Raw genomic sequence first — 14,292 nt, forward strand, 5'->3', positions numbered from 1 at the left:
TCGAGTACCTGAATAGATAATTAGGTGTGCGAATGAATGGAGAGAGCAGAATGACGCTGGACGTTGCAGGCGTGCGTGTGTCGCCCGATCACTATATCAACGGCGAGCGCGTCGCATCGGCGCAAACCTTCGAGCTGTTTAGCCCGATCGACCAGACGGCGCTCGGGAAGGTCTGCGAGGGTGGCGACGAGGACGTTGACGCAGCCGTGCGCGCTGCGCTGGCCGCGTTTCCTGCATGGGCGGCGTTGAGCGCAGAGGCGCGCAAGGTTTATCTGGACCGCTTCGCCGAAGCGATCGGCAAGCGCGCCGACGAATTCTGCCGGCTGGAAAGCACCGACGCCGGTCTGCTGCTTTCGCGCATGCGGCACGGCGTGGTGCCGCGAGCGATGCTCAACATCACGTGGTTCGCAAAACATGCGCTCGATTTGCAGAACCGTTCGATCGAGACCTCACAGGCGCACCATCGCGTGAGGCACGATCCGGCAGGCGTCGTCGCCATCATCACACCGTGGAATTCGCCGTTGCTGCTCTCGACGTGGAAACTCGGTCCCGCGCTCGCGGCGGGCAATACCTGCATTCTCAAACCGCCAGAGTGGGCGCCGCTTACATGTTCGCTGCTTGCCGATGCCGCCGATGCCGCCGGCTTGCCGCGAGGCGTGTTCAACGTCGTGCAGGGGACCGGCGCGAAGACGGGTGCGACGCTGGTCAGCGATCCGCGTATCGGCCGAGTGTCGTTCACCGGCAGCGTGCCGACGGCGAAATGGATCGCTCAGGCAGCGGGTGCGAACCTCGTGCCGTGCAGCCTCGAACTTGGCGGCAAGAGCCCGTTCATCGTCCTGGAGGACGCCGATCTCGATGGGGCTGCTTCGACTGGCGCGCTGATGTATCGCAATGCCGGCCAGGTCTGTCTCGCGGGAACGCGCTTTCTCGTGCACGAGGCGGTGGCGGATGAATTCCTCGCGAAGATGCGGGCCTACGTAGAGAACCTCGTTGTCGGCGACCCGCGCGAGGAGACCACGGAGGTCGGGCCGATTATCCATCCGCGTCAGGTCGAGCGTGTCGAAGGCTTCGTGAAACGCGCAGTTGCGGCGGGCGCGAAGGTGCTTTGGGGCGGTGAGCGTCACGGCTTCGGCGCCCAGTACTTCCAGCCGACGATGATCGGCGCGGTGAATCAAACCGACGAGATCGTGCAAAACGAAGTCTTCGGGCCGGTGCTCACGATCCAGACCTTCCGCGACGACGACGAAGCGGTCGAACTGGCTAACGGCACGGATTACGGTCTTGGCGGCGTGTGCTATGGCGAGACCGACCATGCGGTTGCCGTCGCCGACCGTGTGCGAACCGGCTTTCTCTGGATCAACAGTTTTGGCATTCGCGATCTCGAAGCGCCGTTTGGCGGCATCAAGCGCAGCGGTGTCGGGCGGGAGGGCGGGGATTGGAGCTTCGAGTTCTTTTGCGACATCAAGGACGTCGTTATCCCGACGAAGCCGTTCCGCGCAAGCTTTAGCCATCGCTGAGGAGTTGAAATGGGTCAGATCGCAGGCTCGGCCATCGTGTCGCATCACCCTGGTTTGATGCAATGTGAAGAATTCCGGCGCGCCATGGGCGCCGGCGAGGACTCGGACCTGATCGCAGGTTACGCGCGCCTGAGAGGCAAGATCGAGGCGGCGAAGCCGGATGTGGTCATCGTGTTCGACAGCCACTGGTTTACCACGGGCTATCACCTCGTGGATGGCGCGGCGCGTTATAGCGGCACGTATGTGTCGGACGAAATGCCGTGGTACCTGCATGGCGTGCCGTTCGACTATCGCGGTCATCCGGAGCTTGCGCTGGCTATCGAAGCCGTGTCACGCGAGCGCGGCGGCTACAACCGCGCCGTGAACCATCCGCAACTCGAGCGTCAATATGCCACCGTGAATCTGGTCAAGCATTTGCGCTTCGAACTCAGCGACACGCCGGTGGTTTCGGTGAGCTCGTGCCAGAACTGCGAATGGCCGCACTTTCTGACTTCCGGCGAGGCCATCGGCGAAGCGATCCGGCGCAGCGGCCTGCGCGTCGTGCTGCTGGCTTCGGGCGCGTTGAGCCACAAATTCAACGGCATCGACTGGAAGCCGAATCACCCGCGCATTTTCCACGAAAGCAACGTCTCGTCGGAAGAAAACATCCGCAGCGACAAGGAAGCGATCGAACTGATGGCGCATGGTCGTCACGATCTGATTCTCGAACGTTGGGACGACGAATACCGGCGCAAACCGTGGGAAGCGTTCGGCGCGCACTACTTGCAAATGCTGGGCGCGCTCGGTGGCCGGGATTGCCGGATCGAAGGCGAGGCGCTTTCGGTGTACGAGAACGCGCGCGGAACCGGCAACATCCACGTCTGGTTCCCGGGCTGATTCAAACGAAACGGCGCCAGCCACGCTGGTTTGAACATTATCTTCGTGAGATTCGCAGATGCACTTCGAATTCCCTTTTACTGCTCTGCCCGCTGTCATGCAGGGTCCCCGCGTCGAGCGTCGTCGTGTGCTCATAGGCGGCAGCGCCTTCTGGGGCACCGTCGTGGAAGCAGGGGTCGACGCGGGCAAGCTGCGCCTCGACGATGGTCGCATGCTCGACGCGCACGAGCAAAGCTACCTGCCGCCGGTCGATCCCAGCAAGATCATCGCCGTGCATATCAGCTATAGCTCGCGAAGCTACGAAACGCGCAACAAGCAGCGTCCCACCGAGACGCCGACGTATTTCACGAAGCCTGCGACGTCGTTGAACGGGCACCGCGGCCAGATTCTCAAGCCTGCCGACTGCCAATATCTGAACTACGAGGGCGAGTACGCCGTCGTCATCGGCCGCACTTGTCGCAACGTAATGCCGGACGAGGCGTGGGATTACATCGCCGGCTTTTGCCCCGCGCTCGACATGGGCTTGCAGGACTTCCGCGACACCGACCAGGGAAGCATGCTGCGGGTCAAGGGAGCGGACACGCTTTTGCCGATCGGGCCGGGCATCGTGCGCGGCGTGAATCTGTTCGAACAGACGCTGCGCACCTACGTCAACGGCCGCGTCGTGCAGGAGGCTCACATCGGCGAAGAAACGATTTGGGGCCCGCACTATGTGATCGCCGACCTCGCGAGGCATATCACACTGGTTGCTGGTGACGTGATTCTGATGGGCACGCCCTGCCACTCCAGAAGTATCGATCCGGGCCAGGTGGTCGAGTGCGAGATCACCGGCATTGGGCGGATTACCGGCACCGTCGTGTCCATCGATGCGCCGCGCGCCGCCGCGCTCGGGGTGGGTCATGCGCCCACCGACTCTGCAGAGGTGCGTCGCGTCGCTCTCGGATTTGACGAACGCGTGCCCGCGTATCTGAAACAGAACCTGAGAGACAGCAAGGAGTACGTAGCATGACGCGAGTCTCAATCGTCGGCGCGGGTGCGATCGGTGGATTTATCGGCGCAAAACTCGCGGCTTCGGAGCAGATCACGGTGTCGGCGCTCGCGCGCGGACAAACCCTCGCCTCGCTCAAGGAACACGGCTGGCGACTGCGTACCGCCGATGGATTCCTGCAATCGCCTGTCGTTGCAAGCGATCGTGCTGAGGACCTTGGCCCGCAGGACGTCGTGGTCATCGCGGTGAAGGGGCCGGCGCTTGCGTCGGTCGCCAGCCAGATTGCGCCGCTGTTGGGGCCGGACACGACTGTCGTTCCGGCGATGAACGGGGTGCCGTGGTGGTTTTCCCACGGGATTGGCGCGCTCGACGGCCGGCGTTTGGAAAGTGTCGATCCGGGCGGCGAAATCGCGCGATCGATTCCCTTCGAACAAGTCGTGGGCTGTGTCGTTCACGCCAGCGCATCGACCTCGGAGCCGGGCCTCGTCGTTCACAAAATGGGTTACGGTCTGATTCTGGGTGCTCCGCAAGGCGGCCATAGCGAACCCGTGGCGGGCGTCGTGGAACTGCTGCGTCACGCGGGTTTCGACGCGAGCCAGTCGGAGAATATTCGTCAGGACATCTGGTACAAGCTGTGGGGCAACCTGACGATGAATCCCGTCTCGGCCGTCACCGGTGCAACGATCGACAAGGTGCTGGCCGATCCGCTGTTGCGCAGCTTCTGCTCGCGCGCAATGGAGGAGGCGTCCGAAATCGGCGCACGCATTGGCTGCGCGATTGCGCAAGGACCGGAAGACCGTCATGCGGTCACGGAGAAGCTTGGCGCGTTCAAGAGTTCCATGTTGCAGGATGTCGAGAGTGGTCGCGCTATCGAGCTCGATAGCATCGTCGTCGCGGTCCACGAACTCGGTTTGCAGCTTGGCATCGCGACGCCGAATATCGACGCGCTGCTCGGTATCGCCCGCGTATTCGGGCGCGCCCACGGCCTGTATCCGGAGGCGCACTGATGAGCAACACCAACGCAGCGCAATCCGTGTTCCGGAATTTCATTGCTGGCGAATGGGTGCTCGGCAGTCATGAAGCGCCCAATATCAATCCCTCCGACACGCGGGACACGATAGGCTTGTATACGCGCGCATCCGCGCAGCAGGCCGAAACGGCCATCGCCGCGGCGGCAGCGGCACAGCCGAGGTGGGCGGCCACCACGCCGCAACAGCGCTTCGACATCGTCGATTCAATTGGCAACGAAATCCTGGATCGACAGCAGGAACTGGGTGATCTACTCGCGCGTGAAGAGGGCAAGACGCTGCGCGAGGCGGTCGACGAGGTAGTCCGTGCGGGCCGGATCTTCAAGTTTTTCGCGGGCGAAGCACTGCGGGCAAACGGCGAACTCGTCGCCTCGACCCGGCCCGATATCGACGTCGAAATCACGCGCGAGCCGATCGGCGTCGTCAGCGTCATCGCGCCTTGGAATTTTCCCATCGCCATTCCCGCGTGGAAGATCGCTCCCGCTCTGGCGTACGGTAATGCGGTGGTCTTCAAGCCGGCGGATGCCGTTCCCGCGAGCGCTTGGGCCTTGAGCGAAATCATCAGCCGCTCGGGCTTGCCGGCGGGGACTTTCAATCTGGTGATGGCACGCGGCCGTGACGTGGGCGATGCGTTGATCGCGAATCCCCGCGTTGCCGGCGTGTCGTTCACCGGGTCCGACACAACCGGCCGCCGGGTTGCGGCGGCGTGCGTGGCGCGCCCCGGCGCGATGGCGAAGTTCCAGCTCGAGATGGGCGGCAAGAATCCGCTCGTCGTGCTCGACGACGCCGATCTCGACGTCGCCGTCGATTGCGCGGTCAACGGCGCGTTTTTCTCGACCGGTCAACGATGCACGGCATCGTCGCGGCTGATCGTAACGGCCGCGATTCACGATCGCTTTCTCGAAGCCGTGATTGCGCGGCTGCGTCAGGTCGTCGTCGGCGATGCGCGTGATCCGGTGACCGTGATGGGGCCCGTCGTCGACGCGGGACAGTGGCAGCAGGACATCGACTACATCGAGATCGGGCGCAGCGAAGGCGCAGAAGTGGTGTTCGGCGGCGCGGCGCTCGAAGAGGTCGCGGGCAAGCCGGGCTTCTACTTGCAACCGACGTTATTCGCGGGCACGCACAACGGCATGCGAATCAATCGGGAAGAGATCTTCGGTCCGGTGGCCAGCGTCATCAAGGTCGCTGATCTCGATGAAGCGATCGCTGTCGCGAACGACACCCTGTTCGGCTTGTCGTCCGGCGTCGTCACCAACTCGCTGAAAAGCGCCCGCCAGTTCAGGAAACCGCGCAGGCCGGGATGGTGATGGTCAACGCGCCGACCGCGGGTGTCGATCTGCATGTGCCGTTTGGCGGCCGTAAAGGATCGAGTCATGGCCCGCGGGAACAGGGACGCTACGCGGTTGAGTTCTTCACCACGGTAAAGACCGCATACGTGAACGCCTGAATGCGGCGGCGGCCTTCGGCGGCGGCACTGTCGTCGGTCTGAGGCGTCGCCTGAATCCAATCGAAATCGGAGACACATGTGAACCCATCCCCTGAGGACAAGGCGCTCAAGCGCACCTTGAAAGACAGGCATATCCAGTTGATCGCGTTGGGCGGCGCCATCGGAACAGGTCTATTCCTCGGCATTTCGCAGACGATCCGGATGGCCGGCCCGTCGGCGATTCTCGGCTATGCCATTGCGGGCGTGTTTGCCTTCTTCATCATGCGCCAGCTCTCCGAGATGGTCGTGGACGAGCCTGTGTCCGGCTCGTTCAGCTATTTCGCGGAGAAGTACTGCGGGGGCTTTTTCGGCTTTCTGTCGGGCTGGAATTACTGGGTGATGTGCGTGCTCGTGGGGATGGCCGAGCTGTCCGCCGTCGGCGTGTATGCGCAATACTGGTTCCCCGGCATGCCGGCGTGGGTATCGGCGGCCGTCTTCTTCGTGGCCGTCAACCTCGTGAACCTCATCGGCGTCAAGTCGTTCGGCGAGACGGAGTTCTGGTTTTCGCTCATCAAGATCGTCGCCGTGCTTGCGATGATCGGCTTTGGCATTTACCTGCTGATGACGGGCACGGCAGGTCCGCAGGCAGGTGTAGCGAATCTGTGGAACAAGGGCGGCTTTTTCCCGAATGGGATCGGCGGCTTGGCGATGGCGATGGCCGGAATCATGTTTTCGTTCGGCGGGCTCGAACTGGTCGGGATCGCGGCGGCGGAAGCCAGCGCGCCGGAAAAGACCATTCCCAAGGCGACGAATCAGGTCATTTACCGCATCCTGATTTTTTATATCGGCGCGCTGCTGGTTCTACTATCGCTCTATCCCTGGGAGCAGGCCGCATCCAGCGGTAGTCCCTTCGTGCTGATCTTTCACGCGTTGAGCAAGAACGGCGTTGCGAATTTCCTGAACGTCGTGGTCCTGTCCGCTGCGCTGTCGGTCTATAACAGCGTCGGCGTCTACGGCAGCAGCCGGATTCTGTTCGGCCTCGCGCAACAAGGTAACGCGCCGTCTGCCTTGCTGGCGGTGTCCAAGCGCGGCGTACCGGTAAAGGCATTGGGCGCTTCCGCGGTGGCGACTGGCATTTGCATCCTCGTGAACTACGTGATGCCGGGTAAGGCCTTCGGTTTCCTGATGGGCCTCGTGGTGTCGTCGCTGGTGCTCAACTGGTGCTTGATCACCGTCATTCATATCGCGTTCCGGCGCGCGAAGGCACGCCGCGCGGAAAAGACCGCGTTTCCCAGTATTGCCTACCCGTTCACCAACATCGCCACGCTGCTTTTCCTCGCCGCCATCCTGGTGGTGATGTATCTGAACGAAGATCTGCGCCTGTCGGTCGTTCTGATTCCGGCATGGCTGTTCGTATTGATTGTCAGTTATCGCGTTGGGGTTCAAAAGCAGTCGTTCGAGCCTTGGCCGAAGTATGGAGAGTGAAATGTTCGATCATGTACAGGCCTATGCAGGCGACCCGATTCTCAGCCTGAACGAAAGTTTCCAGCAGGATCCGCGCGCCAATAAGGTGAATCTCAGCATCGGCATCTATTTCGATGGCGATGGCCGGCTACCCGTGCTCGAGGCGGTGAGAAAAGCCGAGGCGCGGGCGATGCTTCGTATTCCTGTCAAGCCGTATCTGCCGATGGCTGGCATCCCCGCATTCCGCACGGGCGTGCAGCAACTGGTCTTTGGCTCGGCATCGCGTGCGCTCGACGATGGGCGCGTGGCCACGCTCCAGTCGCTCGGCGGATCGGGGGCGCTGAAAGTGGGCGCGGATTTCCTCAAGCGCTACCATCCGCATGCGCAGATCTGGATCAGCGACCCGTCGTGGGAGAATCACCGCGTGGTGTTCGAAGGCGCGGGCTTTCGTGTCAACACCTATCCGTATTACGACGGTGAGACCGGCGGGCTTCGTTTCGACGACATGCTGGCGGCGATCAAGCGGTTGCCGCCGCAGAGCATCGTGCTGCTGCACGCGTGCTGCCACAACCCGACCGGCGTCGATCTCACCCAGGCGCAGTGGAGCGCGCTGATTCCCATCCTCAAGGATCGCGAACTGATTCCGTTCGTGGATATGGCCTACCAGGGGTTCGGCAGCTCGCTCGACGAAGATGCGTTTGCCGTTCGCGCGCTCGCCGAAGCGAGTCTGACGTTCCTCGTGGCGAATTCCTTTTCGAAGAACTTCTCGCTGTATGGCGAACGTTGCGGCGGCCTGAGCGTCGTTTGCAAGAGCCGCAACGAAGCAGAGCGCGTGCTCGGGCAACTGACCTGCACGGTCCGCGCGAACTACAGCAACCCACCCACGCACGGTGCGAGCATCATTGCGCAGGTTCTCGAAAGCGACGAGCTGCGCAGCGAATGGGAAGCGGAGTTGCGGGTCATGCGCGAACGCATTCGGGCCATGCGCCATACGCTTCACGATGGCCTTGAAGGTCACGTCGACGAAGGCGCGCGCAAGCGCTATGTCGAACAATGCGGGATGTTCACGTACACCGGCTTGAGCGCCGACCAGGTGGATCGCCTGCGCGCGAAGCATGGCGTCTATCTGTTGCGCTCGGGTCGGATGTGCGTCGCGGGACTGAATGAGCACAACGTCTCGACCGTGGCCTCTGCGATTGCGGCCGTGATCAAGGAAACGGCGCAAGCTTGAGCGCATCACCCCACCATGTCGATCGGGTATCCGTGAAGCGGGCGCCGTCGATGTCGGGTGGCGACTGCAATCTGGTCGCCAGCCCGAGGCGCCGTTTCGATCAACCCCGACGAGGCTGCCCGCGAACCGTATCCAAGCCGTACAAGCGCTGCGTAGAATTTACCCGCCGCCAGGAAAACCTAGCGCGGTCGCCTTCGCCCGCAACTCGGCGAAGCGTCCCCCCGGTGGCGCAGCCGCTGTATCCGATGCCGAAGTGGGAGCGCTCTGCTGACTATGATCGACTCCGCCGAGCCCCGGTACGATGCCTGCCGTCGAGCACGCGACGCCGAACGTTCCCTGCGTGACGGCAATGGCAGGCGAGTCCGTTCGCGCAGCGTCGGTGAAGTCGAGCGCAAAAGCCATGTTGAAGGTGTTCGGGTCGGTTGCGCGCACACCCAACGGGTCGAGACCGAAACGCCATGCAAGCAGTTGATGAATCGAGCTGGGATCGAACGGGTAGCGCGATACGAGGTTCGCGCGCACGCGCGGCCCCAACAGCATGCACGGCACGCGAAATCCTAGCCGGCCATCATTGCCGAGGCTCCTTTCCGCCGTCGACACCGGCTTGACGGGCGGCACTGCATGCTCCATGAAGCCGCCCCATTCGTCATACACGAGAATCATCAGGGTCGTGCTCCATTGCGGTCCGGTGCGCAGCGCCTCGTAGATCTGGCCGAGCAGCACCTGCCCATTGCGCACGTCGGCATGGGGGTGATCGTCGTTGGATGTACCCTGCGCTTCCCCCGAGAAGCTCGGATCCACCATGCAGAACGACGGTAGGTTGCCGGACGCCGCGTCCGACAGGAAATCCGAGAACAACTTCGAGCGACCGACATAGCGCGTGCCGTACAGCGCAGTGAACGGGACATCGTGGAAGTAGTATGTCGATGAGACGTTCTTTGCGTCGAGCCGATCCCAGATGGTCGACAGCGACGACGTATCGCTGCTGTCGTCGAGACGATCGGTCTCGCCGCTATGCAGATAGAGACGATTCGGAAACGTGGCCGACAAGACCCCGCTCATGAAGTAGTCGCACACTGTGTATTGCGTCACGGCTCCTCGGTAAAAATCGAGATCGGCCTCGCCGAAGTAGCCAATGGGCAGCAGGTCGCCGCGCATGAGACTCGTGCCGGGCGTGAGCAGGAAGCCGTTCATCGCGCCGTTGGCCAATTGGACGCGCCCGCCTTCGTACGTATGGTTCGGGTCGGAGAACGAGCATGCCTGGAATCCGTACGCCGGGTTCGAGGTCAACGCGAACGACGATTGCAGCTGACCGAACGCGTCGGTGAACTGACGAATCTGCAGATGCTCGGCGTTCGGTACCCAGCCGAACATGTGATCGAACGAGCGGTTCTCCATCGTAACCAGAACGATGTGATCGACGCCCGAGGTCGCCGGGTTAGGCAATGCAGGCCGCGGAAGATTCGCGCGATCGGGCGGAATGCCGCTCGTCGCACCGGTGCTGCCGGACGACCCGCCGCCCCCTCCGCCGCAAGCCGACAACGCGACGGTACCCGCGAGCGCGGCGACTATCTTGCGGCGCACGGGATCGGGTGTATTCGAAGGTTGATGATTGTCCATGGCCTTATCTCCGTTGTTGTCAACACCGACCGGGTCGCCGACGCTTGCTCGGTAGCACTTCACGTACCCGCATCCAACCCGAGCGCTCGTGCTGCAGCGCAACGCGCGCGCTGGACAATGGCTGGTGACGTTGACTGTGATGGACGGCCGTATGAGCTAACGCAAGATCAAGGGACTTCCCTTCTTGCCACATAGTGCTCGACGAAACGGAGGATCGCCTTGGACCGGTAATCCCTCGCCAACCGGCAAAGGTGGTCGGCGAAAGGACGATAGCGCTCATCGAGCTCGCTCAGGTGCATGGCGTGTTGCACGATGGCACGCATGTCGCCCATTCGCGCCAGGTGGTGCAGCGCTTCCATTTGCTCCCGCGGCGGTACGACCAAAGTCCCCATGGACGGATCGGTTGCGCGTACAGCCGTTCGGCCCGCGTCGGCCGGTTGCGTCTCCGGCATCTCGTCGTTCCACTCGATGTTCAGCAGAGCCGCGATCTGTGACAACAACTCACTGAAATCGATCGGTTTCGATAAAAACGCGTTTGCACCGGCCGCCAGGCTGTTTTTCGCATGACTCCCCGACGCTCCGGCGGAGACCGCAACGATGGGCAGATCCCCGAACTCCGGCATTTCGCGCAGCCGCCGCGTGGCTTCGAGCCCGTCCATCCCCGGCATGACGACGTCCATCAGGATGAGTTCCGGCCGCCGCCCTTTGGCCTTCTCGAGCGCTTCCAGTCCATCGCCGGCCTCGATGGTGTCGAATCCGAGCTGACCGAGCAGATCGACCACCAAAGAACGGTTTGCCGCTACGTCATCCACTACCAGAATGGTCCTGCGTGGCCCCTTATAGCCAGTCACCGTCCATTCGGGCGCGGCGACAGGTGGCTGAGGCGCCACCACCGGGACGTTCAGCTCGAACGAAAACGTGCTTCCAACGCCGAGGCGGCTGTCGACGTGGATCTCGCCCCCCATCAAGCGCACCAGCTGCCGGCTGATCGCCAAACCTAGCCCTGTGCCGCCAAACCGGTGCTGAGCATCGCTCACCTGTTCGAATGGCCGGAAGAGCGCCTCCAGACGCGCTTCGTCTATGCCAATGCCGGTGTCCTCGACTTCGAACCGCAGCCGCTCGGGCGGCAGGCAACTGACGCGTAGGCGCACGGTCCCCTGTTCGGTGAATTTGATTGCGTTGGAGAGCAGGTTGAGCAGCACTTGGCGCAGCCGCTTTTCGTCGACCCGCACGCCCGCGGGCAGATCGGGGGCCATCTCGCACGCGAAGCCCAGGCCCTTTTCCGTTGCCTTCACCTGAATCGTCTCGGCGATGAAGTCGATGAAGCCGTCGAGCCGAATGTCGGACGGAACGAGTTCCGCCCTTCCGGCTTCGATTTTGGCCATATCCAGGAGGTCGTTGATGATCGCAAGCAGGTGTTCGCCGCTATGCTGGATCACCGCGACCCGCTCGATCTGGCGTTGACCGAGGCTCTTATCGCGCTTGAGGATCTGCGCGTAGCCCAGAATTCCGTTCAACGGCGTGCGCAACTCGTGGCTCATGTGCGCGAGAAAGCCGCTCTTGGCCTGGTTGGCCGCGTCGGCGCGTTCCTTGGCGATGGCCAGTTCGGCCGTTCGCTCGCGGATCATATCTTCGAGGTGCTCGCGATAGCGCCGCAGTTCCTCTTCGGCACGCCTTTGCTCTGTGATGTCGCGCGAGATGCCGAGCAGAAACTGCGGCTCGCCGCGCGCGTCGAGGATCGGGATTTTCATCGTATGCACGAGGCGCAGCCCGTGACGCGTGTGGGCCGGCTCCTCGGGCACGTCGACCATCTGCTGTGACTCCAGCACCTCACGATCCTTCAGCGCGAAGAAGGCTGCCTCCTCCGCCGGAAAAAGATCGTGGACGGACTTGCCGATCAGTTCCTCTCGCCGATACCCGAGCAGTCGCTCTCCAGCCTTGTTGAATCGCACGAAGCGCAGCGTCGCTGCATCCTTGACGAAGATCACGTCGGGAATGTTCTCGATGATGCTGTCAAGGAAATGTTCGCTTGCTCGTGCAGCCGCTTCGGCGTGCTGTCGTTCGACGATCTCGGCCGTCTGGCCCGCAAGCGCCTTGCTGAGTTCGGCCGTGCGCTGTGCGACGCGCGCTTCGAGCTCGGCATTGAGATTCTTCAGCGCATTCTCGGCCTGCTTGCGCTGTCGTCGGTCTTCGAGGAACTGCTCGACAGCGCGCGCCATATCGGCAATCTCATCGCCGCCGTAAACGGGGACACCGGCTGACGCACCGTCGACCTCGCCGTGGCGCAGAAAGTGGCTGACCCGGCGCAGCCGTTCCACGACGTGGCGACCGAGGAACGTCCGGGCAATCAGCCAGGCAAGCAGCAGGCTCACCGCAACTTCGCCACCCACCCACCTGCGCGTGCGGTCCAGGTCCGCAGCCAGATCTTGAACCGCTTTCCGATAATCGCGCGTGAAATACTCGGACTGCTCGTGCGCCGCTGCGGCCAAAGCGTCGGCCTGGCGGCGCAGATCGTCATCGAGGCTGGCCAATGACGCCCCGGGGCGCGGCGCAGCGGCCGGCGCGACTGCGGCGACCAGCGCGGTCTCGCGGACCTGCGCCTCGATGTTGACCGTATTGCGGAAGCGCTGACTCGATCGATGTAGCGCCAACGCGTCGACACCGACGTTGCCACCCGTGGGGGTGGTCGCGGAAGCGAGGCGGTCCACCAGGCGGTCGAAGGACGCCAACTGCTCCATGATATGCCGATGTGTCTCGCGCACCGAGCCCACGGCATCGTCATTCGACAACTCCAATGCGAGGCGTTCGATCATCAGAGTGCGCTGTGCCAGGTCCTGTGCATCTTCCTGGCGAGCCAGCCGCTGTTCCGCCAACTGGCGGATGGCGTAAACCGAACCGGCCAACGAGTAGATGGTCGTGGCACCGACCACCACCACCAGGGTGGCGAGGCAAGAAACCACGAGCGTGAACTGCGCGGTGAGGGACCGTGGGAGCTGAAGTTTCACGGGCGTTGCCAGATGCGGCGATAGACGTCGCGATAGCCGTTGTTCGGGTCGTAGAGCAGGCGATCGCCGCCGTCCGCTGCGACGTTGTCCGCCGTCACGAGATGCACCGGAAACACGTATCCGGTGACGCGCTGCCCGGCAAAGAGCCGGTTCAACTCGTCGATCAACTGCCAGCCGTGCAAATTCACGGGTTCCGCCACGGTGCCCGTCTGGAAGCTGCCCGTTCGGATGCGCAGGAAGGCGGACTCGCTACCGTCGCCGGCCGACAGCATGGCCATGGCAGTGCTCGGCATTTCAGCCTGGGTCAGCACCGGGGCGGCGTAGTCGAAGTAGATGTTGTTGACGGCGAGCGCATATGTCCAGCGCTTGCCATACCGCTCGAGCAAGGCGCGTGTCGTACCCGCCATCAATTCCTGGCTGCGCGCAATCGCCACGTCGCGCACTTCGAGCAAGGTGCAACCGCTGCACGCGCGCACGACGGCCGCCATTTCATTTGCCTTACTTTGCGCGATTTGGAAATTGGAGTCCGTGAAGATGACGACTCCCGCATGCCCGCCGGACTGGACGATGGCCGCCAGCGCGGTCACGCGCGCGACCTCGAGCGGATCCGTCGTCACGTTCATCGCCACGGGCGTGCCGGACACCGGGCCGGCCTGGGCCGCGACATGCCAGCCGACGATTGGAATCTTCCGCTCGGCAAACGGCCGCAACCCGGGCAGCAGGGCGCGTGCGTCGCCACCGACGATGATAAGCCCGTCCGGACGACTTGCCAGCGCGCTTTCAAGCGTCTTCAGCCGCTGATCCGGCATGCCGGCGGAGTCGAAGATCTGCACACTCCAGCCGATGACCTTGGCCGCCTCCAGCACACCGTCGATCACGCCGACGATGCCGCCGTTGCGCAAATCCTCGGCAACGATGGCAATCCGTTTCCCGGGTTGCGCCCGCGGCCCCGTGCGCGGCCCGCTCCAGGGCGCGGCCGGTTGCGCCGCGGCATCGACGACGCGTTTCGCCGCGGCCAGGTAGTTCTCCCCGGCGACCGACGTCCCGGGTACGGATGCAGCCGGCGTACCTTGCGCCGCAGCTACCGAAAGCATGCATGCGCATACCCACGCAACGAGCCAGCCCCTCATCGTT

General features: G+C 63.1%; 9 protein-coding genes and 1 pseudogene. 7 read left to right on the forward strand and 3 right to left on the reverse strand.

All coding sequences use genetic code 11. The features are described from left to right. Window positions 1-50: 50 nt before the first annotated feature. The 7 genes and pseudogenes from ACR9ZC_RS04815 to ACR9ZC_RS04845 all read left to right on the forward strand — a co-directional run bounded on the left by ACR9ZC_RS04815 (window position 51) and on the right by ACR9ZC_RS04845 (window position 8,533). Window positions 51-1,517, forward strand: a complete 1,467-nt coding sequence (locus tag ACR9ZC_RS04815) for an aldehyde dehydrogenase family protein (RefSeq protein WP_481579344.1) — start codon at window positions 51-53, stop codon at window positions 1,515-1,517. A gap of 9 nt (window positions 1,518-1,526) precedes the next feature. Continuing rightward, window positions 1,527-2,393 carry a DODA-type extradiol aromatic ring-opening family dioxygenase gene (locus tag ACR9ZC_RS04820; RefSeq protein ID WP_481579345.1) on the forward strand — a complete coding sequence of 289 codons (867 nt, stop codon included), beginning with the start codon at window positions 1,527-1,529 and terminating at the stop codon, window positions 2,391-2,393. Between the two features lie 211 nt (window positions 2,394-2,604). Further along, on the forward strand, window positions 2,605-3,402 hold the full coding sequence (locus ACR9ZC_RS04825) for a fumarylacetoacetate hydrolase family protein (RefSeq protein ID WP_481579346.1): 798 nt from the start codon (window positions 2,605-2,607) through the stop codon (window positions 3,400-3,402). Further along, window positions 3,399-4,388: a 2-dehydropantoate 2-reductase gene (locus tag ACR9ZC_RS04830; protein WP_481579347.1), complete on the forward strand. Its 990-nt coding sequence runs from the start codon at window positions 3,399-3,401 to the stop codon at window positions 4,386-4,388. The genes ACR9ZC_RS04825 and ACR9ZC_RS04830 overlap by 4 nt, the downstream gene beginning before the upstream one ends. Beyond that, a pseudogene (locus tag ACR9ZC_RS04835) lies at window positions 4,388-5,859 on the forward strand (aldehyde dehydrogenase family protein). Before ACR9ZC_RS04830 ends, ACR9ZC_RS04835 begins: the two are co-directional and overlap by 1 nt. Before the next feature lie 78 nt (window positions 5,860-5,937). Continuing rightward, the gene (locus tag ACR9ZC_RS04840) at window positions 5,938-7,323 is read left to right on the forward strand and encodes an amino acid permease (RefSeq protein WP_481579348.1); all 1,386 of its coding nucleotides are present in this window, start codon (window positions 5,938-5,940) and stop codon (window positions 7,321-7,323) included. Between the two features lies 1 nt (window position 7,324). Then, window positions 7,325-8,533 carry an amino acid aminotransferase gene (locus ACR9ZC_RS04845; protein WP_481579349.1) on the forward strand — a complete coding sequence of 403 codons (1,209 nt, stop codon included), beginning with the start codon at window positions 7,325-7,327 and terminating at the stop codon, window positions 8,531-8,533. A gap of 159 nt (window positions 8,534-8,692) precedes the next feature. Here the strand turns inward: ACR9ZC_RS04845 and ACR9ZC_RS04850 are convergent, their stop codons facing one another. The 3 genes from ACR9ZC_RS04850 to ACR9ZC_RS04860 form a co-directional block, all read right to left on the reverse strand. Beyond that, a complete protein-coding gene (locus ACR9ZC_RS04850; protein ID WP_481579350.1) occupies window positions 8,693-10,153 on the reverse strand; it encodes an alkaline phosphatase family protein in 1,461 nt (486 codons plus the stop codon). A gap of 167 nt (window positions 10,154-10,320) precedes the next feature. Next, window positions 10,321-13,158, reverse strand: coding sequence for an ATP-binding protein (locus ACR9ZC_RS04855; RefSeq protein WP_481579351.1), 2,838 nt, complete (start codon window positions 13,156-13,158; stop codon window positions 10,321-10,323). Next, complete coding sequence (locus tag ACR9ZC_RS04860; protein WP_481579352.1) at window positions 13,155-14,288, reverse strand: substrate-binding domain-containing protein; 1,134 nt, start codon at window positions 14,286-14,288, stop codon at window positions 13,155-13,157. The genes ACR9ZC_RS04855 and ACR9ZC_RS04860 overlap by 4 nt, the downstream gene beginning before the upstream one ends. Window positions 14,289-14,292: the final 4 nt, after the last annotated feature.

The sequence above is a fragment of the Trinickia sp. HAY1-2D genome (assembly GCF_056754935.1).